The 25,323-nt window shown below is 43.3% G+C and carries 16 protein-coding genes; 5 read left to right on the top strand and 11 right to left on the bottom strand.

Annotated elements, in window-relative coordinates; translation table 11 throughout:
- Window positions 1-18 precede the first annotated feature (18 nt).
- The 10 genes from F2B13_RS01015 to F2B13_RS00970 form a co-directional block, all read right to left on the bottom strand.
- Complete coding sequence (locus F2B13_RS01015) at window positions 19-819, bottom strand: alpha/beta fold hydrolase (protein ID WP_149302803.1); 801 nt, start codon at window positions 817-819, stop codon at window positions 19-21.
- Between the two features lie 54 nt (window positions 820-873).
- On the bottom strand, window positions 874-1,899 hold the full coding sequence (locus F2B13_RS01010; protein ID WP_149302801.1) for a sugar phosphate isomerase/epimerase family protein: 1,026 nt from the start codon (window positions 1,897-1,899) through the stop codon (window positions 874-876).
- An 84-nt stretch (window positions 1,900-1,983) separates the two neighbouring features.
- Window positions 1,984-3,192 carry a class I mannose-6-phosphate isomerase gene (locus F2B13_RS01005; protein ID WP_149302799.1) on the bottom strand — a complete coding sequence of 403 codons (1,209 nt, stop codon included), beginning with the start codon at window positions 3,190-3,192 and terminating at the stop codon, window positions 1,984-1,986.
- 14 nt (window positions 3,193-3,206) lie between these two features.
- Window positions 3,207-4,274 carry an aldose 1-epimerase family protein gene (locus F2B13_RS01000; RefSeq protein WP_198440062.1) on the bottom strand — a complete coding sequence of 356 codons (1,068 nt, stop codon included), beginning with the start codon at window positions 4,272-4,274 and terminating at the stop codon, window positions 3,207-3,209.
- Between the two features lie 91 nt (window positions 4,275-4,365).
- Window positions 4,366-5,169 (bottom strand): 3-keto-disaccharide hydrolase, encoded by an 804-nt coding sequence (locus F2B13_RS00995; protein ID WP_149277039.1) that lies wholly within the window; start codon window positions 5,167-5,169, stop codon window positions 4,366-4,368.
- 45 nt (window positions 5,170-5,214) lie between these two features.
- Window positions 5,215-6,468, bottom strand: coding sequence for an FG-GAP repeat domain-containing protein (locus F2B13_RS00990; RefSeq protein WP_149302797.1), 1,254 nt, complete (start codon window positions 6,466-6,468; stop codon window positions 5,215-5,217).
- 39 nt (window positions 6,469-6,507) lie between these two features.
- Complete coding sequence (locus F2B13_RS00985) at window positions 6,508-9,198, bottom strand: c-type cytochrome (RefSeq protein WP_149277037.1); 2,691 nt, start codon at window positions 9,196-9,198, stop codon at window positions 6,508-6,510.
- A 43-nt stretch (window positions 9,199-9,241) separates the two neighbouring features.
- Window positions 9,242-10,735, bottom strand: coding sequence for a RagB/SusD family nutrient uptake outer membrane protein (locus tag F2B13_RS00980; RefSeq protein WP_149277036.1), 1,494 nt, complete (start codon window positions 10,733-10,735; stop codon window positions 9,242-9,244).
- Between the two features lie 53 nt (window positions 10,736-10,788).
- Window positions 10,789-13,881, bottom strand: coding sequence for a SusC/RagA family TonB-linked outer membrane protein (locus F2B13_RS00975; protein WP_149277035.1), 3,093 nt, complete (start codon window positions 13,879-13,881; stop codon window positions 10,789-10,791).
- Window positions 13,882-14,327: 446 nt separating this feature from the next.
- The gene (locus F2B13_RS00970) at window positions 14,328-15,365 is read right to left on the bottom strand and encodes a GntR family transcriptional regulator (RefSeq protein WP_149277161.1); all 1,038 of its coding nucleotides are present in this window, start codon (window positions 15,363-15,365) and stop codon (window positions 14,328-14,330) included.
- 267 nt (window positions 15,366-15,632) lie between these two features.
- Here F2B13_RS00970 and F2B13_RS00965 point away from each other — a divergent pair, with 267 nt between their 5' ends.
- The 5 genes from F2B13_RS00965 to F2B13_RS00945 all read left to right on the top strand — a co-directional run bounded on the left by F2B13_RS00965 (window position 15,633) and on the right by F2B13_RS00945 (window position 23,135).
- Window positions 15,633-17,738: a bifunctional aldolase/short-chain dehydrogenase gene (locus F2B13_RS00965; RefSeq protein WP_149302795.1), complete on the top strand. Its 2,106-nt coding sequence runs from the start codon at window positions 15,633-15,635 to the stop codon at window positions 17,736-17,738.
- 140 nt (window positions 17,739-17,878) lie between these two features.
- On the top strand, window positions 17,879-19,159 hold the full coding sequence (locus F2B13_RS00960; RefSeq protein ID WP_149302793.1) for a sugar isomerase: 1,281 nt from the start codon (window positions 17,879-17,881) through the stop codon (window positions 19,157-19,159).
- Window positions 19,160-19,171: 12 nt separating this feature from the next.
- Window positions 19,172-20,551, top strand: a complete 1,380-nt coding sequence (locus F2B13_RS00955) for an FGGY-family carbohydrate kinase (protein WP_149302790.1) — start codon at window positions 19,172-19,174, stop codon at window positions 20,549-20,551.
- Window positions 20,548-21,699 (top strand): alpha-hydroxy acid oxidase, encoded by a 1,152-nt coding sequence (locus F2B13_RS00950; RefSeq protein ID WP_149302787.1) that lies wholly within the window; start codon window positions 20,548-20,550, stop codon window positions 21,697-21,699. Before F2B13_RS00955 ends, F2B13_RS00950 begins: the two co-directional genes overlap by 4 nt.
- An 11-nt stretch (window positions 21,700-21,710) precedes the next feature.
- Window positions 21,711-23,135, top strand: a complete 1,425-nt coding sequence (locus tag F2B13_RS00945; protein ID WP_149302784.1) for a purine-cytosine permease family protein — start codon at window positions 21,711-21,713, stop codon at window positions 23,133-23,135.
- Between the two features lie 191 nt (window positions 23,136-23,326).
- Here the strand turns inward: F2B13_RS00945 and F2B13_RS00940 are convergent, their stop codons facing one another.
- Window positions 23,327-24,784 carry a Gfo/Idh/MocA family protein gene (locus F2B13_RS00940; RefSeq protein WP_149277029.1) on the bottom strand — a complete coding sequence of 486 codons (1,458 nt, stop codon included), beginning with the start codon at window positions 24,782-24,784 and terminating at the stop codon, window positions 23,327-23,329.
- Window positions 24,785-25,323 lie beyond the last annotated feature (539 nt).

The raw sequence follows: 25,323 nt of genomic DNA, 5'->3' as shown, positions 1-25,323 counted from the left end.
ATATATAATTAATTCATTTCAATAGTTAGTATCCAACCAGTCTAATACTCTGGGATTGAAATCATCCAATTCTTCCCAATGAAAAGCGTGACCGGCGTTTTCATAAAGATGTAATTCGCAATCAGGTATTCCTTCCGCTACCTCACGGGCCATCCATTCGGGTATAAAAATATCTTCCTTACCCCCAATAACCAAAGAGGGAATGTTGATCGATTTTAGTTGTGAAACCACATTATGGGAAATGCAGGCATGAGCCTGACCTTCCAGACCATGTAATGGTTGTGGACTTTCATCCACCGACGCCTGCTTACGGCTTTCTGAAAGTTCTTCCGATCCGTGGTCCCATGTAGACTTATGAAAAATAAGTACCTGGATGAAATTAGCGAACTGCTCTGGTCTCAAGTGAGCCTTGGCATGCATCATATGTCTGAAAATCGCCTCACCCCGAGGGTCGCAACTTGCCCAAGGGCACATCAGAACCATAGCCTTTACCTTATCTGGATGCCTTATTGCCAATTGTAAAGCGATTGCCCCACCCATGGAAACCCCTACAACAGCCGCTTCCGGTATGTTTAAGGCTTCTAACAAATCAGCACTGTCATCAGCCATTTCAGCGGTGGTATATGCACCTTCAGGTTTTTCGGAAGCACCTACACCCCTATTATCGAATAGAATACAGCGATAGTTTTGTTCCCAATATGCCACATGTTTTTCCCAGACAGCACATGGTGCAGTTATACCCATTATCAATAATAAAGGCTTTCCAGAACCTCTTTCTTCATAATATATTTGTATTCCATTAGCCGTAATGAAAGGCATGAATTTAGCTTTTGGTTAAAATACTACTTATACTATTAGCTGTCAACCCTTAGATTAACTCCAACCGTGTGCTTTTCTAACTTTAATCAACATGGCCAAAATATCATTCCAAGTCTGTTGCTTCATCATAACATCATTGTCGAACATACAGCCATCCCAACATATATGCTGAAACGCTTTGGTCAAATTACCATCTCCATCACGTAGCCAATACCCGGCGTCGTGAACAACATCGAGCTTACCATTAGGGTCGGTAGCCAAACAGTGTCGCCCTGTTTTGTCGTGCGAACCTGTACCATGCACCGTACCATCGTTTTGGGCCACGTGGAAATCGATAGTCCAAGGCCGTAAGGCATCGGTAACTTTTTTAAGGCCTGCTTCTAGGGTCTTTCTATCGGACCAATCAAAATCTTGTGGAAGAATCCGGTGCTGGGGCGCATTGTACCCCAACAGATATAGTAGCGTGTGTGACATATCTGCCTGAAAGCCAATATTCGGCCTATCTACCGCTTCCAAGGTCTCAACCATGGTCTTCCAACTGTGCATGCCACCCCAACATATCTCACCTTCGGCCGCTAATTTCTCATCGTAATCGGCTGCGACATCGCATGCCTCGCGAAAAGTATGCGCTATCAGTTGGGTACTACCTGCTGGATCTTTGGACCATTGCTCTGGGCTAGAGGCCGAATCGATACGGATTACACCGTATGTACGAACACCATGGTCACGGAGTACTTTCCCGAAGATACACGCCTTGCGTACCATTTCAACAAAGGTTTTTCGGTCGGCATCGCTGCCCAAGGTAGGTCCGCCCCAGATGGGAGCGACCAAACTACCGACGTTCAACCCATAGCCGGCAATTTTATCTGCTATCTTCTTTATTTCATCCTCCGAGCTGTCAATATTGATATGGGGGTCAAGAAGTCCCAAATCTACTCCGTCGAACTTTATCCCGTCAACTTCGGCCGCAGCGGTCATCTCAAGCATTTTATCAAAAGGGATGGGAGGTTCGGAATCGGGACCCTTTCCAACGATTCCAGGCCAAGTGGCGTTATGTAATTTTGGAAATGTATTTTGCATTCTCGTATAATTTAAGTTAAACGTTGTATTCTTCTAATTTATCAAAGGACTTTTTAGTTTCCTCTTTAAAAAAAGGTTTTTTTATCACAATTTCAAGTCCGGGTTTTGAGGACCGAAATGTTTTAGCATTACTATAGGGTCGGTCTTACTGTGATTGGTTATGGTCACGCCCTCTTTAGCGGCAGTTTCTGTTACGAAATATTCATCATGTGTCAATTGTCCGTACCGTATCAGGGAGGGGGTCTCAATATCCCAAACCCCCATAGTGCCATGGCCTTGCATCATAATCATACCATAACAGGCATTATCTTTAATGGTAACGGTCTGACCGGGTAACACGGTCAATTCTTTGGCACTAAAAGCCTCGGAACGATAACATATCCATTTGTCGATATATCCTTCCGCTTCCATTTCTTCCATAGGTTTTACAGGAATTGGATTCATAAAACGGGTTTCCAGCATGTTAGGATCCGTATTGAGCTCCCAATCGATGACCTCCATGAGCTGGTCGTAATCTCCCATACGATCTTTTGGGGTACCATTCCACAGTAGTTCCTCAGGAATTATCGCTTCATTTACCAATGACTGATACATGGCAAAAACATCGGACGCCTTTTGTGGCTCATAGGTGCACATACTTCCGGGAGCGTGCAACATTCCTGGTGGCACATCCCAGCCTGTACCCGGCTCTAACCTGAAGGCCGATGAAAAGTTGGTGATCTTATTATCCCCTTTCGTAAAATTCATCAAGCACTCCTTGATCTGCTCCTTGGTGGTGCCGGGCGTAATACCGAAAAAGGTATACGGAAAATCACCCCCATGATTGTTTACTTGCGGTGGAAAATAGTACGCCTCGGGTTTGCCTTTTTGTCCAATTTTAGCCGCATGCTCATCGTTGTGGTGAATGTGATGCGGTAGAGGCCCCATGTTGTCAAAAAACTTTGAATACATGGGCCAACTGTTATACTCGTCCCACAATCTTTCCCCGATTATTTTACCTTTTAATTCGTCTATAACATCTTTTAGTAAGATCTGAACCTCTTTGCCGTCATCTTCTAAAACGACTTGACTCAAGCCTTCATGCTCTCCTGTCAACGGACCGTTTTCGGCCGGTGTCGTAGAAGAGAACCATCGTTCGTCAATACCGCCACGTTCCCCTCCTAACACATAATAGTCATCAGGATGCAATTTGATTCTGCGACCAGGTACACAAAAAGATCGAGGCACCCAAGTGGGGGCCAATCGCAAGATTCCTTTGCCTTGTTCCAATGCCTTTTCTGCCAATGTTGCCATAGTATAAGCTGTATTTATTTAAATGAATTTATAAATTGTTCTATTTTGTCCGTATCCATAATTTTAATGGTCAATGCGTAATTTCTAACCTCACCAGGCTCCAAAAAAATCAGGCTTCCTTCTTCCCGGGCCTTTTTTTGTCCAATAGGAGGATTGGTGGCGGGCTCCAATGCCGTTACATATTCGTTCTTCCCCCAATGTTGCCAATTGACCAACCAGGGCAACTGTTTTTTGGAAAAAATAACGGCCAGGGCCAGATCAAGCTTTTCGTTATACACCCCGCAGGTAGCTATACCCTGATGCTCTTCAATATCTATAAATGCAACATCTTCCCCGGTTCCTGAATGTGCAGCCATGGGGGCCTTACAGGTCTTAAAATCTCCACCCTCCTTAAAAATTTTGCGATCCGAATCCGGAGTCGGAGAATGCCATTTCCCTTTCCAAAGTAGAAGCGACCCTTCGTCAATAAGGGGCCAACCAAAATTAATATGGTATAAAAGCATATGAGGAACTTTTTGGTTTCCTCGATTTATCACTTCGTCGCGCACATTTATCTCAGGGTGACCCAACCTACCGGAAATCGTTCGCTTCAATTCTAAGGCCGGACCAAAAACTTGGGACTCACGTATGATCCCAGTGATACTCATTTCCATTTTACCGGCCGATGGATCAGGTTGCAGTATTGAAACCACCTCTGCTGGAGTATTACTCATTCGACCATGTAGGCCACGATCCCCATATTCATCTTCCTCAGGGCCACCAACATGGGATAGGCCGCAGGTGGTTAGTAGTCCACCTCCAAAATTACGAATCCACCCCATTCCCGTATCCGAAAATCGGTCAGGTGCAATTGTTCCAGCATGGGACAGCCAAGCCAGACTATAGCCGTTATAGAACGTATCGGAAATATCCATACCCCTATCTATAACCACCTTGTAGCGCAGGCCGGTACCGGTATTGATCCATGCAATACGAACGCCCCTGCCCAAGCCATTATCTAAGGTCGATGTCTCTATGCCCCCTATTTGGGCGGCATTTGAAATTTTATCTTTACATCCATCTATCATTTCCTTACCAAGCATTCGATTTTAACGGCGTCCTACTCAAATATTCCCTTTCAGTCGATGGAGTCTAGGCTATTGATCAACCGGTTTTAGGAGAATAGAACCGTGGTTACAAATTTTTCAATTTAATATCGCGATATTCGACTTTCATAGGGGGTCCTACGTGTACTTGCACCCCAAGATACCCAGACATCTTTCGATTCACTGTATCGTTATCGGTTACGTCGCTCATAAGTATTCCGTTGACATAATGCTGTAACCTATTACCTTTTATAATTAGATGGATATCGTTCCAATCTTCACTCTTGATCTTTGTTTTTAAGGAGTCGCTCTCTCCAAGGGAAGCAACGACCTCTCTACTCTGCCAGCAATTTTTAGCTACATTGGCCCGAAGGGAACCTGGTTCATCAGGATTAGGTTGAGTATTAATAATGACCTTCTCCCCTCGATAGGCCAAAGTGGTTCTTTTTTTCTCTTCGTAATTCTGGCCCGTATACCTGATCTTACCATCGATGTCGGCTTGATAGCCTCTTAACGCATGGGGAATGGTATCGATTTTTTCGCTTCTGTAGTTAATTCCACTATTACCGGCTTCGGCAATCCGAAACTGCATTTTAAGTTCAAAATCATCTGGCTGTCCACCTTGCCAAACAATAAATGTATTGCTCTTCAATAAGGTCTCTGGGGTCACTTCACCGGTCAAATTACCGTTCTGAACGCTCCAATAGACTGGATCACCTTCCCAACCGTCAAGTGTTTTGCCATCGAAAATTGAAACAAATCCATCATCTTCGTTTGTATTCATTTCAGCTTCGTCCGGAGTTTTTTCAGCCTTCTTTTCCTTACAGGAATGCACAAAAGGCAAAACGAGCAGTATTAGATATACCGGTAAATTTTTAAAATGTAATGTCATTTTCAGTTATTTATGTTGTTCCTTATACTATTTTAATACTCTTTTTTAGAGGTTATTGTAATAAACGCTAAGGCCATCTTTTCCCGGTACAATAATGTCCTTTCGTCCATCGGCATTGATATCGCTCACCTGAAAATATACTCCTGTGCCCTTGCCCTCACCGTAAGCGCCATAATCTATGACCTGCTTACTAAAGTTTTCTCCGTTCCAACGAAAATAATACAGCCCAATGGGGTCGTAGCCCCCGGGGTCTTTCCCATTATGGGCCATAAAGCGTTTCCCCGTAATCAGTTCCTCTTGACCATCACCATCGAGATCTTCCCATTCCATCGTATGGTACTGTGAATTGAAAGGGTCAATCGTGTGCTTTTGCCATTTGCCGTTTTTTCGGCTCTCAGGTTTTTGCTCGTACCAATGCAAGCCGTAATCGTGACCTTGCCCTACAATAATGTCATTGAGGCCATCTGCGTTCACATCTACCACAAGAATAGGTACACTAGCAGTTCCAAAATCGAATTCAAGATGTAGTTTCCAGTCTTTTTCGAAAAGGTTTTCGGGTGCCTCAAGCCATCCGTTGGGAATGATAAGGTCTGCCCGTCCGTCTCCGTTAATGTCTCCAAATCCCAGACCGTGACCTTGTTTTTGATCAACTATTCTAAATTTCTCGAAAGTTCCTGTTCCCTTCCCGTTATTATCGGTAATCAGACGGTATACAACCAAGGGATCATTTGGGGTATTTGGTACTATATCCATAATACCATCACCATCGATATCCCAAGCTCGAATGGTCTCTATGTTCCCTACTTCGTCGATAAGGTGTTCGGGCCACTCTTTCGTATTGCCGGTATTTTCTTTCCATACGAGTTGCTTGCCGAACCATCCACCAGTGACAAAGTCCATTCTACCATCGCCATTCACGTCAAGGGGAATCGTTGAAAAATGATCGTAATACTCACCATACCGCTTGGGACCTCCTATCGGATGCTTCTTTTTTAGGGAAGGCCCTTCATACCAAAAGGCACCTGAAACGATATCGGGAATGTCATCATTGTTGACATCGAATACTCCTACCGATTCGTAATTTTCCGAAGCCACTTTTTGCTCTATAAAATGAATAGAGCTAGGGACTTCAGAACCAAGGCCGGATTGAGCGGTCAAAGTACTGCCCAATAGCAAAAAGAGTACGACTTTTAGTAAGTTTCCTCTCGTGGTTTCGAACTCCTTGAAACGTTTTGAAGCCTCAATGGAGAACACAAAATCAAAACAATTACTAAAAGCCGGAATCCTTACCTTGAGCATTTTTTAAAATAAGCTATTATAAAATGTCTACAATTCGGTTTATTGATTTGCTTCAGCTTGATCTCCAGTCCCAAATATAGGGTTGTCAGGGTCTCCCCCAGCTACTAAATAGGCGAGCAAATCTTTTACCTCGTCCGGACCTAAACGATTGATAGTACCCGGTGGCATTAGTGATACAGTCGACATTTTGGTTCCTGTAACCTGGTCTTTGGGTATTTCCCTTATTACATCAGGAGCATAGGGGTTTTGACTTACCTTATACGTATCCCCTTCTTCGCTGATCAATCTACCAACTATGGAATTTCCGTCCTTCAAAGAGAACACGGTCGTATTATATTGATCGGAAATTACATCGTTCGGATCGATGATGGCCTTCAGCATATCCTCCGGAGAGAAACGAGTTCCCACTTGTGTCAAATCGGGGCCAATGTTACTTCCTTCGCCGCGCATTGCGTGACAAGAAATACAATTGGTCGCCAAGAACATATTTCTTCCTTGTTCGAAATCCCTATTCTCGAGGCCATCGGCCAAAAGTGGCGCAATATCCTCTTCTTTCCAATTCTTCCGAGGTCCTTTTGGCTGAACTGACGTTGTCGCCAAATCATTTCCCGAACTTGTCAGCAAAGAATCACCCGACATTTGGTTATAAAGATCGAATTTGCCGGTCGGCACATGGGTAAGTGCCATTTTTCGGGCTTTGTCGACGAAACCTATATAACTTCTTCCAGCCTTATATGAAAAGGCCTTGTAGTACCATTTAAAATATTCGTCCCTAAGATCGGGCGTCCATCCTTTCGTGGCATCACCGAGCACCGTTCCGTAATAAATACTCTGTGCGGGAGGCATGTTTTTCAAGGTCTCGGCAATATCCATACCGTACTGTGGGTTCCTCAATATAAGATCTGCAGCATCTGTAGCCGTATTTGCCATTACAGAAGCATTTTCACCTTGTGGCTTCTCCAACATGGCAAGCGTCTTCGGCACTACGGAATCGTCACCGACATAGACCAAGGTTTTACTCAATAATTGATTGAGCACATCGGTTTCCGTTGGGTAGTGCGATCTTAGGTAAGTAGCGACCTTGTTGTTCATAGCTGCACCCGGTTTGCCCATGCGGGACAACACCAGTTCTATGGCACGTACCAAATCTACCTGCTGACTTGTAGTCAAACTGACATAATCTATTCCGGTCAGGGTTTCCAATAATCTATTGCGTTGATTGCTATCTCCCTGTCTTGCCAATGCGATAGCTCCCTGAATCTTCCTAATCGCATCGGTTTCCTCATACACCTTATCTTGCCATAAACTAATAGGCTGGTGCTCGACGGCAATACGCGCCGCATATCTAATAAAGCGGTCTTCGCTATTAAGGTGAGGCCATGCGGCTTCTATGGCTCCCGTTTTCGGTCCGACATGATACGTTTCCAGCTCTTTTCTAATCTTATTTCCCTCCGTTTGCTGCAATGCAGTAGCTTGAGCAGGAATTTCCTCCGAACCATCGTAATAGACCCTATATAAATCCGAATCTAAACGACGCCCGCCCGTCATGAAATACATCGCCCCGTCAGGACCAATAACCCCATCTGTAAGGGGAAGCGGAATACCCGATAGAAACTCTTCGCGGGTTCCGGAATAAGTAGACCCGTCTGTCTTAAGCTCGATCGAATAAATAATACCAAAACTCCAATCGAAGGCGAAAACACTGTGTTTGTATTTCTCCGGGAAATTGGCCTCGCTTCCGTAAATGACATTGGTAGGCGAACCCTGACCAATGTTCATCAGGGGAGGCAAATTGTCAGGATAAGCTGGAGACCACTTTCCGTTACCGGTACGCCAACCGAACTCGGCCCCGCTGGTCACATGGCAAATTCGGGTAGGTCGATACCATGGCATCCCTAAATCCCACTCCATATCGGAATCATACACGAACATATCGCCCAATTCGTTGAACGCTAAATCAAACGGATTTCGAAAACCTGCCGCCACTAGTTCCCAAGTCTTTCCCTCGGGATCTATATGGGCAACCCATCCCCCGGGAGCTCCACGATCATTGGCATGACCTCGCGGATCCTTAATTTGCGGAAAAAGGTTATCGTCTTTCCAGTTTTCGGGTAGGCGATATACATCCATTTTAGGAAGATCGGTATGGTTACCTGCGATTACATATAGTGATTTACCGTCAGGTGAGGGTACGATGCTATGTGGACCATGTTCCCCAGCACCATTCAATGCCTTAAGTAAGGTTATTTTATCGTACTGATCATCATTGTCGGTGTCTTGCAGGCGATAAAGACCGCTTCCCTTCTCAAATTCATCATTACTGCGATGATTGACCATCACATAGAGACTGTTAAAAGCATATAATAAGCCTTGAGCATACCCCATCTGTATAACTGAATCAGGCACCTGTTCCCCCGTTTGAATTTTGAGCTTTTCAATTTTTGGGGTCAAGTTTTCAGAACCAATTGGGGGTACTTCCATACGATAGAGTGCACCATATTGATCTGAAGTGATCAAGCGTCCTTTATCATCAAAGGTCATGGCCACCCACGAACCTTCGTTGGCCTCACTCGGGCTGTATAAGTGTTCTGCCTTAAAGCCCGATTGCAATTTAAGTTTTGCTAATTTAGGATCCTGATTTTCTGCGGTATCCCCATTCGAAGCCTTTTCGGTATCGCACGAAACTGCCAACAATGACACAACGGCAATCAATAAGAGCACTCTCTTCATGTATAAAAGGTTTTTATATGTTTATTAATAGTCTCTGAAATTACTAAAAATTTGGATTCAAAGACGATTCCGATGCCGGAAGCCCGAACGTAAGACTAATATTTGTAAACGCATTACTTCTGGGTTCGGCCCCTATCGGATAATAGTAGTCATTTGGATTGGCCTTTATTCGGTTACCATAAGCAGTTATCACATCAATGGCCCGACCTGTTCTTACCAAATCCAACCATCTTTTGTTCTCAAAAGCCAATTCGACCCTTCTTTCATTAAAAATGGCTTCGCCTAAATCGCCTGTTGCCGCACCCAAACCAGCTCTTGTACGTACTTGGTTCAAATACGTGACCGCTTCACCGGATTTACCTTGCTCCTCCAAAGCTTCTGCTAAGAAAAGTAAGACTTCAGAGTACCGATACACGGGCCAGTTCATACCGTGGTTACCATGTAAAGAATGAGGCTCTACATACTTCTTGATGATTGGATATACACCATCGCGCCAAAAACTTTCACTAAGAGTAATATATTGAATGGAGGCATCTTCCCGTAGATCACCCTCTTCATAAGCTGCGATGATATCCGGGGTAGGAATATTATTTCCTTCTCCGTTCAAAGGTTGTGGGTTAGAGGTTTGGGTAATCAGGCCAACTTCCTCTGCCGTGATAGGGCGGGGAAGAAAATTATAGAGAAAGCTTCCGTTTAAGCCTTCAGGCCCTTCTTTATATTGCACTTCAAAAACGGACTCCATATTATTCTTATTATCCGAATTTCCAGAAAAAGCATCGGCATAATTCGGCATCAACGAATATTCGTTACTATTTACAACCGCCCTGAACTGAGCCTCGGCCTCTGCCCACTGCTGACGTACCATATATATATTTCCTAATAACGTTCTGGCGGCACCTGAGGTTACTCTTCCTGGATCTTGTTGTGATTTTGGAGGCAACAAAGGAATTGCCGTTTGTGCATCTTCGATGATTTGCGCATAGAGCTCCTCTGTACTTGCCAGCGGCAAGGCGGCATCCTCACGAGAGAGAACGGGAACCAAGTGTAAAGGTACACTCCCGAAAAACTGCACTAATTTAAAGTATGAAAATGATCTTAGAAAAAGAGCCTGCCCTTTGATATTGTTCTTGGGCCCCGAATCAAATTCGGCTTCATCGATCGTCGCCAAAATTTGGTTGGCACGGGCAATGATCTCAAACATCGTAACATAGAGATTTGTTACATGGTTGTTGGTCGTAATGCCTTGATCAGTAGGAATGGCAAAGTCAGCGACATCTTCTTGTTGTTCCGTGGCACCAAAAGCCGTGTTACGGGCATAATAGGTGTTGTCGGAATGCATTTCACTTAGATAGGCCATAGACTGGTTATAAATACCACGCAAGGGCACATAGGCACCATTCACGGCCTGTTCAAAATCGACCTCCGTTTTATAGAACGTGGGTACACTTAACGAATCTTCCGGGAAGATCGTTAGCTCATCTTCACAACCGGTCATTATGACTCCAATCATGGCGAGAAATAAGAATATTTTTTTCATTGTATTATTTTTTTATAGTATGATCAATGTATTTGTAGCAATATAACTTTAGCTTAAAAGTTAAAATTCAATCCGAGACTGAAAATACGGGGTACCGGGTACCCAGAGATATCTACACCTGATGCGAGGTTTCCACCGTCTCCTTGCCCATTGTTCTGTACGCTGATTTCAGGATTCGGACCTCCCCAATATTTGGTGAAAATATAGGCATTCTGAACCGAACCATAAATACGCGCCGACTTAAAGAATCGGTCAATACCATTTAAGGTATACCCCAAAGTGATGTTACGAATGTTAAAAAAGGACGCGTCAGCGACAAAGCGATCATTGATCCAATCTCTTTCAATACCTGTGACATTTCCGCCACCAACAGTGGTGCCATAAAATCCTCTTCCGGGATTTTCGACCGATCGGAAACGATATTTTACATCTTTCAACAAATTGAAAACTCCATCGAGGTTTGTGGTACTATATAGGTGACGCACCAATAGTTCGTTACCTTGGGAGCCAGTTCCCACGATAGAAAAATCCCAATTGCCGTATTTGATATTGTTCGTAATACCGTAGGTGAAATCGGGAAATGGATTACCCATGATGGCCCGGTCATCTTCATCGCCGCCCCTCGTGATAATACCGTCGCCATTTACGTCGATCAACTTTATACTACCTACTGTTGAGCGCCCTGGTACTTGAGGTGAACTGTCCAAATCTTGCTGGTTCAAATAGACTCCGTCGGATAAATGCCCATAAAACTGACCAAATGGCTCACCTACTTTAGTGATGTGCCATCCACCAGGTCCATATACTCTATCAATCCCTTCGGCCAAAGCAACTACTTCGTTTCGGTTGAAGGAGATATTAGCGTTGGTGGTCCATCTGAACTTTCCAGTGGTATTTACTGTATTTACAGAAAATTCGTGCCCCCAAAAGTGAATCTCACCGATATTATCGCTGAAATTGGTAAAACCTGATTCTCGAGGTACTTGTACATTGTACAACAAGTTCGTGGTGTTTTTTGTATAGTAGTCATATACAAAAGCTAGTCGATCATTGAACAAACTTAAATCAAGACCGATATCAAATTGTTTCGTGGTTTCCCACCCCAAATTCGGGTTCGATAAGGAATTTACCGCAGAACCAGGGGCGAAATCATTACCAAAGACAGCATTGACCGTATTATCTATCAGCGCATATTGGGTGTAGTTACCGATATTATTATTCCCCGTGACCCCATAACTGGCCCTCAGTTTAAGTAATGAGATTTTCTCAGAATTTTCAAGGAATGCTTCATCGGACATAATCCAACCTGCAGATACCGAAGGGAAATTACCCCAGCGGTTCTCTGAGCCAAAGCGAGACGAACCGTCTCTACGAATAGCGCCCGTGAGTAGATATTTTCCTTTATAGCTGTATGTGAGTCGCGAAAGGAAGGATACCAAACTCCATTCTTGCACTTGATCATAGGTGCCGCCCCTGTTGATATTAGCGGCCCCTTGAATCGTGGCTATCCTATCATCCGCAAAAGTATCTGCGGCTACCCTACTAAAATCACGTCGAAATTTTTGATAGGTAAAACCACCCAATATGGAGAAATCGTGATCCCCTAAATTCTTGGTGTAGGTTACTAAATTCTCGTTGAGATACGAAAAATCTTTTCGATCTTCCCATATCGCTTCAGCATCTGTTGGAATTGGACGGTTTATTCTATACGTTGCTGTAGAAGGGCTGAAGAACGTATATTCCCGATTGTAAATTTCCGCGTTCATACTTGATTTTATGGTCAGACCATCAATGGGCTCGTATTCAATAAACGCATTGGATAAAATGTTGACGTCTTTCGTCTCGTTGGTAATCTGCTCAGCAGAGGTCAGCCAGTTCGCATACGAGAAAATATTACCGGTTTCCGCAGGAAAGCGATTGAATGTCGTTCGAGAACCGTCTGGATTATAAATCGGCATAATCGGCCAAGTATGCAATGCGTTAAAAAGAATCCCCGTACCCCTTGAACCATCGGTTCTTGGCGTATTATCTACGATGTAACTCGGTGCGACATTAAAACCTACCCGAACTTTATCCGATATATTATAATCTAGGTTCACCCGAAGTGAATACCGCTCGTAATCCGAGTTCAAAACGACCCCGTCTTGTAAAAATACACCGGCCACAACCGCTGTTTTTAATTTGTCTTTGTTAGAGGTTATTGTCAGGTTGTAATTTTGCATAGGTGCCGTTCTAAGCATGGCATCGTACCAATCGTTCGTTTTGCCCTCATATTGGGAAGGGTCTTGAAAAATATCGGGAACAGGATCACCCTGATCTTCGTAGTACTCCTTTTTAAATTGGGCAAATTCGACGGCATCCATCATTTCTATGCGTCCACGTTGTGGAACATACTGCATTCCGGTAGAAGTGTTCAGACTTACGTTGGTCTGACCTACCGTTCCATTTTTTGTTGTGATCAATACCACCCCATTAGCAGCTCTAGACCCATATAGTGAAGTTGAAGCTGCATCCTTGAGAACAGTTATATCTTCAATTTCATCAGGGTTTATCGCATTGATACCCCCTGAAATAGGAAACCCGTCAATAACATACAACGGATCACTACCGCCCGAAACCGATAATTGACCTCGAATACGTACCGACATCCCTTGCCCGGGTTTACCTGTCGTTTGATTGATCTGTACCCCTGCCAAACGACCTTGTATTTTCTGGGTAATCTGCGACACCGGAATATCTGCCAACTCCTGAGCTTCTATTGTTTGTACAGAACCAGTTACCTGGCGTTTAATCTGGGTACCGTAGCCCACTAAAACTACCTCTTCCAAAGCAGTGGCATCTTCGGTCATAACGGCATTTATAGTGGTCTGTCCGTTGATAGGGATATCCTGTGCCTTAAACCCAATATAGGAAAACATAAGCGTACCGTTGGTATCGCTGACATTAAGACTATAGTTACCGTCAAAATCGGTAACCGTACCATTGGTGGTCCCTTTAACGACTACGTTTACCCCGGGTAGACCGAGCCCGTCATCGGCCGAGGTCACCGTACCGGAGACCGTCGTTGTTTGGGCATGTACATAACATGCAAGAAATAGCATAAAAACAAAACAGGCTGTTTTTAGGCGAGTTAGATTTTTTTTCATAATAGCGATGATTTAGTTGAATAGTATTTTTCCATCCATAAAGTCCGATAAACCGGAATTTTTTTAGGATATAACTCAAATGTATCCAACGAAATCGTTTTCGCTATCCTGTAGTATCCTGTTATATTAACAAAACATTATAAATAATAATGAGAAGTACGCAATAAGAGCCAACCAAAACTTATAAAAAACTAAAACATACATTTTTCTGTTGCCCCTTATACCATTGGGGAAAGGAGCAGTCTAAAAGTTCTATCCAAGAATAATCTTGTAAATTATATACTATAAAAAAACCTAAATTATAGATTGTCCATTTATTCTGCTTTTTCTTCATTAGAATGTTTCAGCACATAAATTCAGAGATGTTGAAGGCGTATTTTGCTTAGACTTTTAGGGGCGTTGAGACAGGTCTATGGTCGTCCATGCTTGGGAATATCGAAAAGTGGTTATAGGGAATCTCTTTCAATAAAATTAAAAGGGTTTTTGACCTCTTCTTTCTTTTTATTTAAAATCATCTCGGCGGCGGTCTTACCCATCGCATTAAAATCGGTAGAAATAACGGAAATCCCCAACAATTCTTTTAAGGGTGTTTCATTATAGGAGATAACCCCTACATCGGTGCCCAGTTCAAACTCATCTTTTCGTACTTGATTAACCAAGTGAACGAGATCGAGTTCTTCTATGGTAATAAACAAATCGCCACGCTTCAAAATAATATCGTCGAAAACCTCATCGATAATCTCAAAATCCAAAGAGAATTCTACACAAAATTTTTTGAATCCGTGCAATATACGTTTTGGATAGGGATACACCGATTTTATGGGGTAGACCAGAATCAACTTTTGATATTTTGATATTTTGGCAAGACCCTCCTTTAGGGCGAAATAAATATCATTTTCAAAGTCTTGATACACTTTGGCAATATGTCCTGAAAAACCCAATTTGTTATCAACAATAACGAGCTTATCCTTTGAAATTTTTTTGATGGCCTTTAAAATTACTTCAGTACTGCTAATGTGCTCTAGTTTGTCACTTTTGAAATGGGGCATCACCACATAATAGTCATAAGCATTCGAATACTTTTCGAGCAGATTCAGAAAAATGGTTTCATTGCAATGGTAAATGAAAAGATCAACATGGGCATTGTTCCCGATATTATTGATAAAAGAATTGTAGATGCGCATCTTATAAGAACTGGGCTTATTGATCAGCATTAAGATATTTACTTTAGAAAGTAGCTGGGTTCGTGTTATATAATATCCTTTGCCTCTTATCGATGAGATTATCTTTCGCTCTTTCAGAATATTATATGCTTTTTCGACGGTATCTCTAGAAAGCAGGTACTCTTCGCTGAACCTATTTATTGAGGGTATTTTTTCGTCTATTTTAAGATTTCCTACAGAGATATTATGTATAATCGAATCGACAATCTGGCGATATTTAGGTATTCTTGAGTTTTCATCGATTTTAATATACTTGTACATTTTCATTTTTAAGGAATTACAATAAATTAACGAAACAAATCTTCGCAAAACCGGGAGCCGTATTATTCTGACGAAATTACTTCCTAATAAATGACGATAGCGTTTCTAGACAAAATTAAGGTACGAATCTTCTAATTTTATTATATTTTATCGAGTTTATCGTGATTTTTTTAGATAAAAATGTAAGAATGCGTGATAGTACAGGATACAAACCTGTAAACACTATCCTACTTTAGCAGTAACACTAAATACAAAGATTAGGCAATTATGAGCAATCCTGTAAAAAAATTCAAGTATGTAGATTATCTCTGGGACGACCAAAAAGCGGCCGAACTGGGAGATGACCAAGTAGCCCTATTTTTATATCGCTCCAATATCCTCGGGGCCGATTTGAGAATTACCAATTATGGCGGCGGCAATACCAGCTGTAAAACCATGGAAAAAGATCCCCTTACTGATGAAGCCGTGGAAGTAATGTGGATAAAGGGCTCTGGAGGAGATATTGGCACCTTGACAAAAGCAGGCATTGCAGGGCTATATACCGAACGCCTTAGAAATCTGAAGGACGTATACGGAGGACTAGAAGATGAAGACCGCATGGTCGGCCTTTTCAACCATTGCATCTATGATTTGGACAGCAAGGCTCCTTCTATAGATACGCCACTTCACGGATTACTTCCTTTCAAACATATCGACCACTTACATCCCGATGCACTGATTGCCGTCGCTGCCGCCAAAGATAGTGAGCAGGTTACAAAAGAAATCTGGGGAGACACCATGGGCTGGGTTCCATGGCAACGTCCTGGTTTTGATTTGGGGCTTCAACTTGAAAAATGCCTGAACGACAATCCTGGAATCCGGGGAATCGTATTGGGAAGCCATGGTCTTTTCACTTGGGGCGATACTTCATATGACTGTTATATGAACAGCTTGGAAGTAATCGAAATGGCCTCGGAATTCATTGAAAATAAAATACGTGAAAACGGTAGTGTTTTTGGAGGACAAAAGGTCGAAAGCCTACCGAAGGAACAGCGTTTGGAAAAAGCGGCCCAACTCATGCCCATGTTACGGGGACTGTGTTCATCGGAAAACAGAATGATCGGACATTTCAACGATAGTGATGTGGTTATGGAATACATCAATAGCAACGACCTAGAGCGCCTTGCGCCCATGGGCACGTCATGCCCCGACCATTTCTTACGGACGAAAATACAGCCTTTGGTACTGAGTCTTTCTACCGATGAGGATACTGGCAATACCGAGGAGGTCCTTAAAAAATTGGAACCGGCCTTCGAAAATTACCGAGAAGAGTATAAAGCGTATTACGAGAACTGTAAGCGCGAGAATAGCCCCGCTATGCGAGACCCTAACCCCGTTATCATTATTTATCCGGGCGTAGGTATGTTCAGCTTTGCGAAAAACAAGCAGACGACTAGGGTGGCGAACGAATTTTATGTTAATGCGATCAACGTAATGCGGGGTGCCGAAGCTATTACGGAATATACCTCGTTACCAAGGCAAGAAGCTTTTGACATCGAATATTGGCTATTAGAGGAAGCCAAATTACAGCGTATGCCCAAAGAAAAACCTTTATCTCGAAAGGTTGCCTTTGTTACAGGAGCAGGCGGTGGCATTGGTAAAGCCATTGCAGACAAGCTAGCCCAGGAAGGTGCGAATATAGTGCTCACCGACATTGCCGAAGACCGCCTTCAAGAGGCTGTAGGAACCTACAAAAGAGATACGGCAAGTTATGCCGTCTGTGACGTCACAAAATCAGAGTCTATTGCAACAGCTTATAAAAAGGCATGTATAGATTTCGGCGGTGTAGATATTGTCGTACATAGTGCAGGCCTTGCCATTTCCAAGCCCCTAACAGAGACTACCGACAAAGATTGGGATCTACTTCAAAATGTGTTGGTCAAGGGCCAATTTGAACTGGCAAAACAGGCTGTCATCATTATGAGAAAGCAAGGACTGGGTGGAAACATTATAAGTATAGCAAGTAAGAATGGACTCGTTGCCGGACCCAACAATGTGGGCTATGGAACTTCGAAAGCGGCTCAACAACATATGGCCCGTTTATTGGCAGCTGAATTGGCGGGAGATAAAATTCGCGTAAACACGGTAAATCCCGATGGCGTTATCGTAGGTAGCAAAATTTGGGAAGGTGAATGGGCTGAAGGAAGGGCAAAAGCTTACGGCATTACCGTGGAGGAGCTTCCGGCGCATTACGCCAAAAGAAATCTCTTGAACGAGATTATCTACCCGGAAGATATCGCAAATGGAGTATTTGCCCTTGTAGGTATACTTGATAAAAGCACTGGAAATATCATTAATGTTGATGGGGGCATGGCGAATGCCTTCGTTCGATAAGGGAATGAACTATTTCTTTTCTCCTTGATTAGCTTTGTTTTGAGGAGCGAGAAGAGGACCAGTCCCAAAAATGCATTACTTTTTAAGTTTAAAGTATTAATGGCCTTTGGCAAAAATAGGCAAATACAACAACGCATAGCATGAAGATTGATCCCAACAACATTGATCAAATCAATAAGAAAGACCTTGCTTTACACAATCCCAGTTATGATTTTGCGACCGAAACCCTTGTTCGAAAAGGCATAGATGTCAATCAGGTAGTCAGGAAGCTTACTGATTTTCAGGTAGCCATTCCGAGTTGGGCGTTAGGGGCAGGTGGAACGCGTTTTGGGCGCTTTGGGTTTCAGGGCGAGCCGGCGACTCTCGAACAAAAAATCGATGATGTCGGTTTGCTACACGCGCTGACCAAAACCGCAGGAGCAATTTCCCTTCATATTCCATGGGATGTGCCAAAAGATTATGAGGCTATCAAGCAACTGGCCGATTCCCACAATATCGTTTTCGATGCGGTCAACAGCAATACGTTTCAAGATCAAAAGGATACAAAGGAAAGTTATCGGTACGGATCACTCAGTAATAGTAGTGAAGCAGCACGAGAACAGGCCGTAGCCCATAATATCGAAGTGGTCAAAATCGGCGAGAAATTAGGGAGCAAAAGTCTCACCGTTTGGTTGGCCGACGGTTCTTCTTTTCCTGGACAAACCAATTTTCAAGATGCGTTGACCCAAACCGAAATCAGTTTGAAGGAAATTTATGGGGCCATGCCCAAAGACTGGAAATTGTTTATTGAATATAAACCCTACGAACCTAATTTTTACAGTACGGTGATTCAAGATTGGGGCACCTCGTTTATGTTGGCGAACGCCTGTGGTGAAAGGGCCTATACCTTGGTTGATTTAGGTCATCATCTACCCAATACGAATATTGAACAGATTGTTTCGACCCTGATGCTCAAAGGTAGACTTGGCGGTTTTCATTTTAATGACAGTAAATATGGTGACGACGACCTTACCGCAGGCAGTATCAAGCCCTATGCCCTATTCTTGATATTCAATGCTTTGGTTTACGGTATGGAGAGAAATCCCCAAAACCCATATCCGGCTTGGATGATCGATGCCAGCCATAATATCAAAGATCCCTTAGAAGATCTTCTACAATCTTTAGAAGCCATTCAAGAAGCCTATGCCAAAGCGTTATTGGTCGACCAAGATGCACTGACCAAGGCTCAGCGTAACCACGATGTCGTTCGCTGCCAAGAACTGTTACAAGATGCGTATCGCACCGATGTACGACCACTATTGCGACAAGCAAGATTGAATCATAATGGTGCCTTAAACCCTATCGAGGCCTACCGTACATTGAAGATTCGCGAAACCTTAGTCGCCGAAAGGGGACAGCATTCAGTCGCTACCGGATTATAATGAAATAACAGTATGAAAGAAAAGGTGACCGCCATTTTCGATATCGGAAGAACCAACAAAAAATTTTTCCTCTTTAATTCAGATTTTAAAGAAGTGTATCGAGAGTACACTCGCTTTGATGAAATTAGCGATGAGGACGGCTATCCCACCGAAGACTTAGCAGCCCTTGAAGCATGGGCAACGAATGTTTTCGATAGAATGCTTCAAGCTCCCGAATTTGATATCGAATCGTTAAATTTTTCATGTTACGGAGCGAGTCTGGTACATATTGATGATAAGGGTAAAGTACTTACACCCCTATACAATTACATGAAGCCCATCGATGAAGTAATATCGAACGAATTCTACCAAAAATATGGGCCGGAAGACGAAATCTCAAGAATTACAGGTTCGCTAAAAATGGGAATGCTCAATACAGGTATGCACCTTTACTGGCTAAAAAAAGTACACCCCGAAGTTTTCGGAAAAATCAAGTATTCCCTTCATCTGCCACAATACCTTAGTTTTAAATTTACAGGAGTACCAGTAAGCGAATATACGAGTATCGGTTGCCATACCCTATTGTGGGATTTTGAAAAGAACGAATACCACGATTGGGTATTCAAGGAAAATATCGACAAACTTTTCCCCCCCATCGTACCTAGCTATAGAACGATTCCCTTGAATTTCGGAAAAAAAACGGTTTTGGTCGGGCCTGGTATTCACGATAGCTCTTCCGCACTTTTGCCTTATATACGAAGTTTGAGCGACCCATTCTTACTTGTTTCGACAGGCACTTGGAGTATTTCGATAAATCCTTTCCAAAAAGGTATGTTGACCCGTGAGGATATTCTACGAGAGAGTCTATTCAATATGCGAATCGATGGTAGTCCGGTGAAAGTGGCCCGCCTTTTTTTAGGAAATGAATATAAACTACAGGTCAAAGAACTGACAAAGTACTTTCAAGTTGATCCCGATTACCATAGAACGGTCAAATTCAATGAGGAAACGTTTTTTGAAATAAGCAAAGATTTTGAACCCATGTTCAAATGGAAAAGCATCACTGGAAAAAACGAACCCCCAAAAACGAAGATTTCCTACGATCATTTTGACCACGCCTATCACCAACTCATGCTAGAATTGGTACTTTTACAGGTAGACAGTATCAAGTCTGCTTTGGGCAAACAAACCGTAAAGCAATTGTATATTGATGGAGGATTTAGCGATAATGACATTTATGTCAAACTACTATCTCACTATTTGAGAAATATGAGGCTTCGTACAACGGACTCTTCCTTGGGTTCTGCGCTAGGTGCTGCCCTCGTTATTTCGAACACTTCGCTGGATTCAAAGTTTTTGAAACACCAATATGGGCTCAAGAAGCACCCACCACTTAAAACGCTAGAAGAATGAAAATAAAAATGAATCCTCAATATCCTTCGGTAGACGATTTAAGAAAAAGGGCGAAAGGTAGAATGCCACGTTTTGCCTTTGAATATCTTGATGGTGGTTGTAACGAAGATGTCAGCATCACCCGCAACACGGCAGACATACGCAAGGTGCAGCTTCAACCGAGATACCTGAGAAACTATGGCACCAGTTCGACCAAAACCAAGGTTATGGGTATGGAGTTCGATGCCCCGTTCGGGATTGCACCAGTGGGGCTACAAGGACTCATGTGGCCCAACTCACCGGCGATTTTGGCGAAAGCGGCCAACAATCATAACATTCCTTTTATTCTTAGTACGGTTACGACCATGAATATTGAAAAGGCCAGTGAACTTACCGAAGGTAAGGCCTGGTTTCAATTATATAACCCCGTAGACGATGAAATTCGGGACGACATTATCGATCGCGCCGCTGCCGCCGGGTGTCCTGTTCTTGTGTTGCTCTGCGATGTACCGACCTTTGGGTACCGGCCGCGAGATTTTAAAAACGGGCTGGCCTTACCCCCTAAAATGACGGTGGCCAACATATTGCAAATTTTGGGTAAACCGACTTGGGCGTTCAACACGCTGAGATACGGGCAGCCCACGTTTGAAAACTTAAAACAGTATACTCCCGAAGGCCTTAATCTCAAACAGCTGGGAGCTTTTATGGACAAAACCTTTTCGGGCCGCCTGAACGAAGAAAAGATCAAGCCCATTCGTGATAAGTGGAAAGGTAAACTAGTGTTGAAAGGGGTAGCATCGGAACAAGACACCCAAGATGCCATTCGTATGGGTTTTGATGGAATCATTCTATCGAACCATGGCGGAAGACAACTCGATGCAGCTCAGTCCACTATAAATTCATTAAAAGAGATTGCCCAAACCTATGGTGATAAAATTGAAATTATGCTCGATAGTGGGCTACGCTCAGGGCCCGACATTGCAAGAGTAATGGCATGTGGGGCCAAATTCACGTTCATGGGACGATCCTTTATGTACGGCGTGGGTGCCTTAGGCAATAAGGGTGGTGAGCATACTATCTCTATCTTAAAGACCCAGTTCAAGCAAGTAATGGACCAACTTTGTTGTGAACGGGTCGAAGACCTTCCACAACATCTATTAAATGAATAATATCGACCAAGATGTCCCTGAACAAACACGAAGAAGATCTTATAGAAGAAATTGCTGGTGGCGAATTCGAAAGGCAACCGGTTCCCAAATCAAACCTTAAAAGCTGGAAAAGCTTTTTAGGAATGTATGCCGGTGAGCATGCGGCTGGTACCGAATTCGTAATCGGCCCCCTTTTTCTTACTACCGGGGTCAGTGCTTTCGATCTGATTATCGGATTGCTATTAGGTAACCTTATGGCCGTATTCAGTTGGCGGTTTCTTACCTCTGAAATAGCGGTGCAACGACGGTTGACCCTCTACTATCATCTGGAAAAAATTTGTGGCAAAAAACTTGTCATCGGTTACAATTTGGCAAACGGTATTCTATTTTGTTTCTTGGCCGGAGCCATGATTACAGTATCGGCAACGGCCGTGGGTATTCCTTTTGATATGGAAATGCCCAAACTTACGGATACCATGCCAAATGGCATGACATGGGTCATTATCGTATTGGTTATCGGAGCCGTTATTTCGCTGATTGCATCCAAAGGGTATGACATGGTATCCAAAGCGGCCAACTGGATGTCGCCCGTAATTGTACTTGCCTTTTTGGCGTGCGGTATTGTCGCCCTGCAGCAACTTGGGGTGCACAGTTTTTCAGACTTTTGGGAAATCTGGGGCGAAGGAGGCGATCCTTTTCCTGGACAAATAAAATATACTTTCTGGCATATTTTCTTTTGGTCCTGGTTTGCCAATGCGGCCATGCACATCGGTATGTCAGATCTTTCGGTGTTTCGCTTTGCCCAAAAACCGAGTGCCGGTTGGACGACGGCCGCCGGAATGTACGTAGGCCATTATATGGCGTGGATTGCTGCCGCCCTCCTCTATGCGGTCTATGTCAGAACTCCAGAAGCCCAGGCCCTTCTCGCACAAGGGGAGGCCCCCACTGTTGCTCCAGGACCCTTGGCACATAGCGCTATCGGTATTTTCGGAATCATTGCGGTTGTACTGGCTGGGTGGACGACCGCCAATCCTACCATATATAGGGCAGGTCTAGCTTTTCAAGCCGTTATGCCAAAAACATCAACGTTTTGGGTAACACTTCTCGCCGGTTCGATAGCGACTATCGCCGGATTATTTCCTGCTTTTGCAATGAAATTACTGGATTTCGTAGCACTCTACGGCTTTATTTTAGCACCCGTTGGAGCCATAATCGTATTTGAACATTTCTTTCATAGGCAGGCGGGTATCGTGCAAAACTATGCGGAAGTGGCACACCTAAAGTTCAACCGATCCGTTTTGTTCGCGTGGGCAATAAGTTTTGGCCTCTTTTATTTCATATCGTTGCAATTCGATATTTTCCTTTCATTTGTGACCTTGCCCGCTTGGCTTCTTTGTGGCATACTTTTTTTGATTTTCAGTAAGCGCCAGCAAAAAAGCCTTTCCGAGGTCGAATAGGTTAAAGTCATATATTTTGCTACTGCCATTCTGAATGCCCCGAACCCCGTTTTCCTTTGTACAATTAGTTGAAAAAAACAGCCCTTCATATGAGAGATAGTCTCAATAAATACTAGAACAAGACGCTTCATACTATATATAGAAAAACCAGGACAATAGTCCTGGTTTCATTCTAAAGGTTAAAGCAATTACTATCCTAGGGAGTAGCCATCCCGGTAGCTTCGTTTTACGTACTTATTCGCTGGCTCGAAATTAGTAATCTTCATATTTTCAGCATCCCATCGCAAGCGTTTTCTGCCCCAATATTGGCTGCCACCGCCCCAAAATCCTTTATTTTCGGCATTCGGATCTACTTCAAAATAAGATTTCAAAGCGAGATTTCCGATAAGGATACTTTCCGTGAACGGACCGGCATAATCGAAAGACGAACTGGTCTCGGCATTGCCATATCCTGCGATACAGGCATTTACCCATTGTAGATAGTGGCCCTCTGGTACTCTCGGAATCGTTTCCTCAACTTCGAACTGTTCGTTAAGTGACAATGGCAATAATCTTGGATTGGCCCCATAGCAGTCTGCCAGCAACTTTCCTTTGGTACCGATGAAGAGCACACCTCCGTCCCAGTTGCCTAATGGATCTGCATCACCTAATTCCTCAGGACGCTCGGGTAGTAATCCACCATCCATCCAAGTAACATTTACTCTACCCTTGCCATCGGTTCTTGGATAGCTTAAATGAATTTTACTGGAGTTAGGAAAACTCTTCGGATAGTCAGCGGTTTCAAATTTACCCTTAAAGGCATCTGAAACACTACATTCTACCTGATCCGGATAAAGTATCGGAAGTATGCGATATACGGGATCCATTATATGGCAGGCCATATCCCCCAAGGCACCGGTACCAAAATCTGACCATCCCCGCCAATCAAAAGGCAGATAGGCATCGTTATAATCGCGCATTGCTGCGGTTCCCAACCACAAATCCCAATTGAGCCCCTTGGGTATCCTATCCTTTTTTGTTGGGGTTTCAAGAGCTTGTGGCCAAATAGGTCTATTTGTCCAACATTTAACCGTATGTACATCACCGATAATTCCGGTATTGTAAATTTCCTGCATTTTACGGACGCCATCTCCAGACCCCCCTTGATTGCCCATTTGGGTAACCACTTTAAACTTTTTCGCAGCTTCCGTCAACATACGTGCCTCCCAGATATCATGTGTCAACGGTTTTTGAACATAGACATGTTTGCCCATAGCCATAGCCTGATATGCCGCTACGCCATGGTTGTGGTCGGGTATGGAAACTGAAACCGCATCAATATTATTCTTTTCGGTCTCTAGCATTTTACGAAAGTCCGCATAGTAGTTGGCTTTCGGATAGGACTCCCGAGACTGAACCGATTGGCGATCATCTACATCACAGAGCGCCACAATATTTACATTCGGACTTTCAGCGAACGAGGACAGATCACTTTGCCCCTTACCTCCTGCTCCTATACCGGCGATATTAAGTTTATCGCTTGGAGGAACGTAGCCGGAACCACCCAAGACGTGTCTAGGCACAATCATGAGACCCGTCGCGGCATAGCCCGAGTTTTTAATAAAGGTTCTTCTCGAGGAACGTAGTAAAGAGGATTTCTTTTTGGACATGTTTTTTTGGTATTTAACAGTTTAATTTATAGCCCTACAAATTAGTTTAAAGAAGCGAAACTTGAAAATTTTAAGGCGACAACTATACCTTTTTTTAGAGATTTTATTACATACATGGGTAACCTGGTAACTGGGTAGTGTCACTTTCTATTCAGATTCTCACTGAACACCAATAAAAGCATTATATCTTTTATAGAATCTAAAAAAACTCTCGTTTCACTCATTTTCATATTCCACGACCAAAAGCCGAAATCAAATGAAATAAAGAATAACACAGGTAAAATAACCACCTTTTTAAGGCTTCACAACAAAACTTCCACTTGACCAAAACCATTTTTTGATTACCTTGACCATTTAAAAAAATTAGACCAAGAACCAATCTTGACGAATTCAATGAATTTTTGGACTACCCGGAAAGTAGCCGAAGACATTATTGCCGAAACTTTTACGCGTAATTATTTGTTTGGCTCATAACCAATGTCTTAAGCACCGTTCCTTGTTTCCTATTTATTGAAGTCATTTAAAAACGAAGAGTAACC

This window comes from Pareuzebyella sediminis, from assembly GCF_008367235.1.
Taxonomy (GTDB): domain Bacteria; phylum Bacteroidota; class Bacteroidia; order Flavobacteriales; family Flavobacteriaceae; genus Pareuzebyella; species Pareuzebyella sediminis.
This window is presented reverse-complemented; position numbering and strand designations above follow the sequence as displayed.

Excerpts from the sequence above, each read along its gene's own strand:
- F2B13_RS01015 (WP_149302803.1), bottom strand. The coding sequence starts at position 819 with ATGCCTTTCATTACGGCTAATGGAATACAAATATATTATGAAGAAAGA.
- F2B13_RS01010 (WP_149302801.1), bottom strand. The coding sequence starts at position 1,899 with ATGCAAAATACATTTCCAAAATTACATAACGCCACTTGGCCTGGAATC.
- F2B13_RS01005 (WP_149302799.1), bottom strand. The coding sequence starts at position 3,192 with ATGGCAACATTGGCAGAAAAGGCATTGGAACAAGGCAAAGGAATCTTG.
- F2B13_RS01000 (WP_198440062.1), bottom strand. The coding sequence starts at position 4,274 with ATGCTTGGTAAGGAAATGATAGATGGATGTAAAGATAAAATTTCAAAT.
- F2B13_RS00995 (WP_149277039.1), bottom strand. The coding sequence starts at position 5,169 with ATGACATTACATTTTAAAAATTTACCGGTATATCTAATACTGCTCGTT.
- F2B13_RS00990 (WP_149302797.1), bottom strand. The coding sequence starts at position 6,468 with ATGCTCAAGGTAAGGATTCCGGCTTTTAGTAATTGTTTTGATTTTGTG.
- F2B13_RS00985 (WP_149277037.1), bottom strand. The coding sequence starts at position 9,198 with ATGAAGAGAGTGCTCTTATTGATTGCCGTTGTGTCATTGTTGGCAGTT.
- F2B13_RS00980 (WP_149277036.1), bottom strand. The coding sequence starts at position 10,735 with ATGAAAAAAATATTCTTATTTCTCGCCATGATTGGAGTCATAATGACC.
- F2B13_RS00975 (WP_149277035.1), bottom strand. The coding sequence starts at position 13,881 with ATGAAAAAAAATCTAACTCGCCTAAAAACAGCCTGTTTTGTTTTTATG.
- F2B13_RS00970 (WP_149277161.1), bottom strand. The coding sequence starts at position 15,365 with ATGTACAAGTATATTAAAATCGATGAAAACTCAAGAATACCTAAATAT.
- F2B13_RS00965 (WP_149302795.1), top strand. The coding sequence starts at position 15,633 with ATGAGCAATCCTGTAAAAAAATTCAAGTATGTAGATTATCTCTGGGAC.
- F2B13_RS00960 (WP_149302793.1), top strand. The coding sequence starts at position 17,879 with ATGAAGATTGATCCCAACAACATTGATCAAATCAATAAGAAAGACCTT.
- F2B13_RS00955 (WP_149302790.1), top strand. The coding sequence starts at position 19,172 with ATGAAAGAAAAGGTGACCGCCATTTTCGATATCGGAAGAACCAACAAA.
- F2B13_RS00950 (WP_149302787.1), top strand. The coding sequence starts at position 20,548 with ATGAAAATAAAAATGAATCCTCAATATCCTTCGGTAGACGATTTAAGA.
- F2B13_RS00945 (WP_149302784.1), top strand. The coding sequence starts at position 21,711 with ATGTCCCTGAACAAACACGAAGAAGATCTTATAGAAGAAATTGCTGGT.
- F2B13_RS00940 (WP_149277029.1), bottom strand. The coding sequence starts at position 24,784 with ATGTCCAAAAAGAAATCCTCTTTACTACGTTCCTCGAGAAGAACCTTT.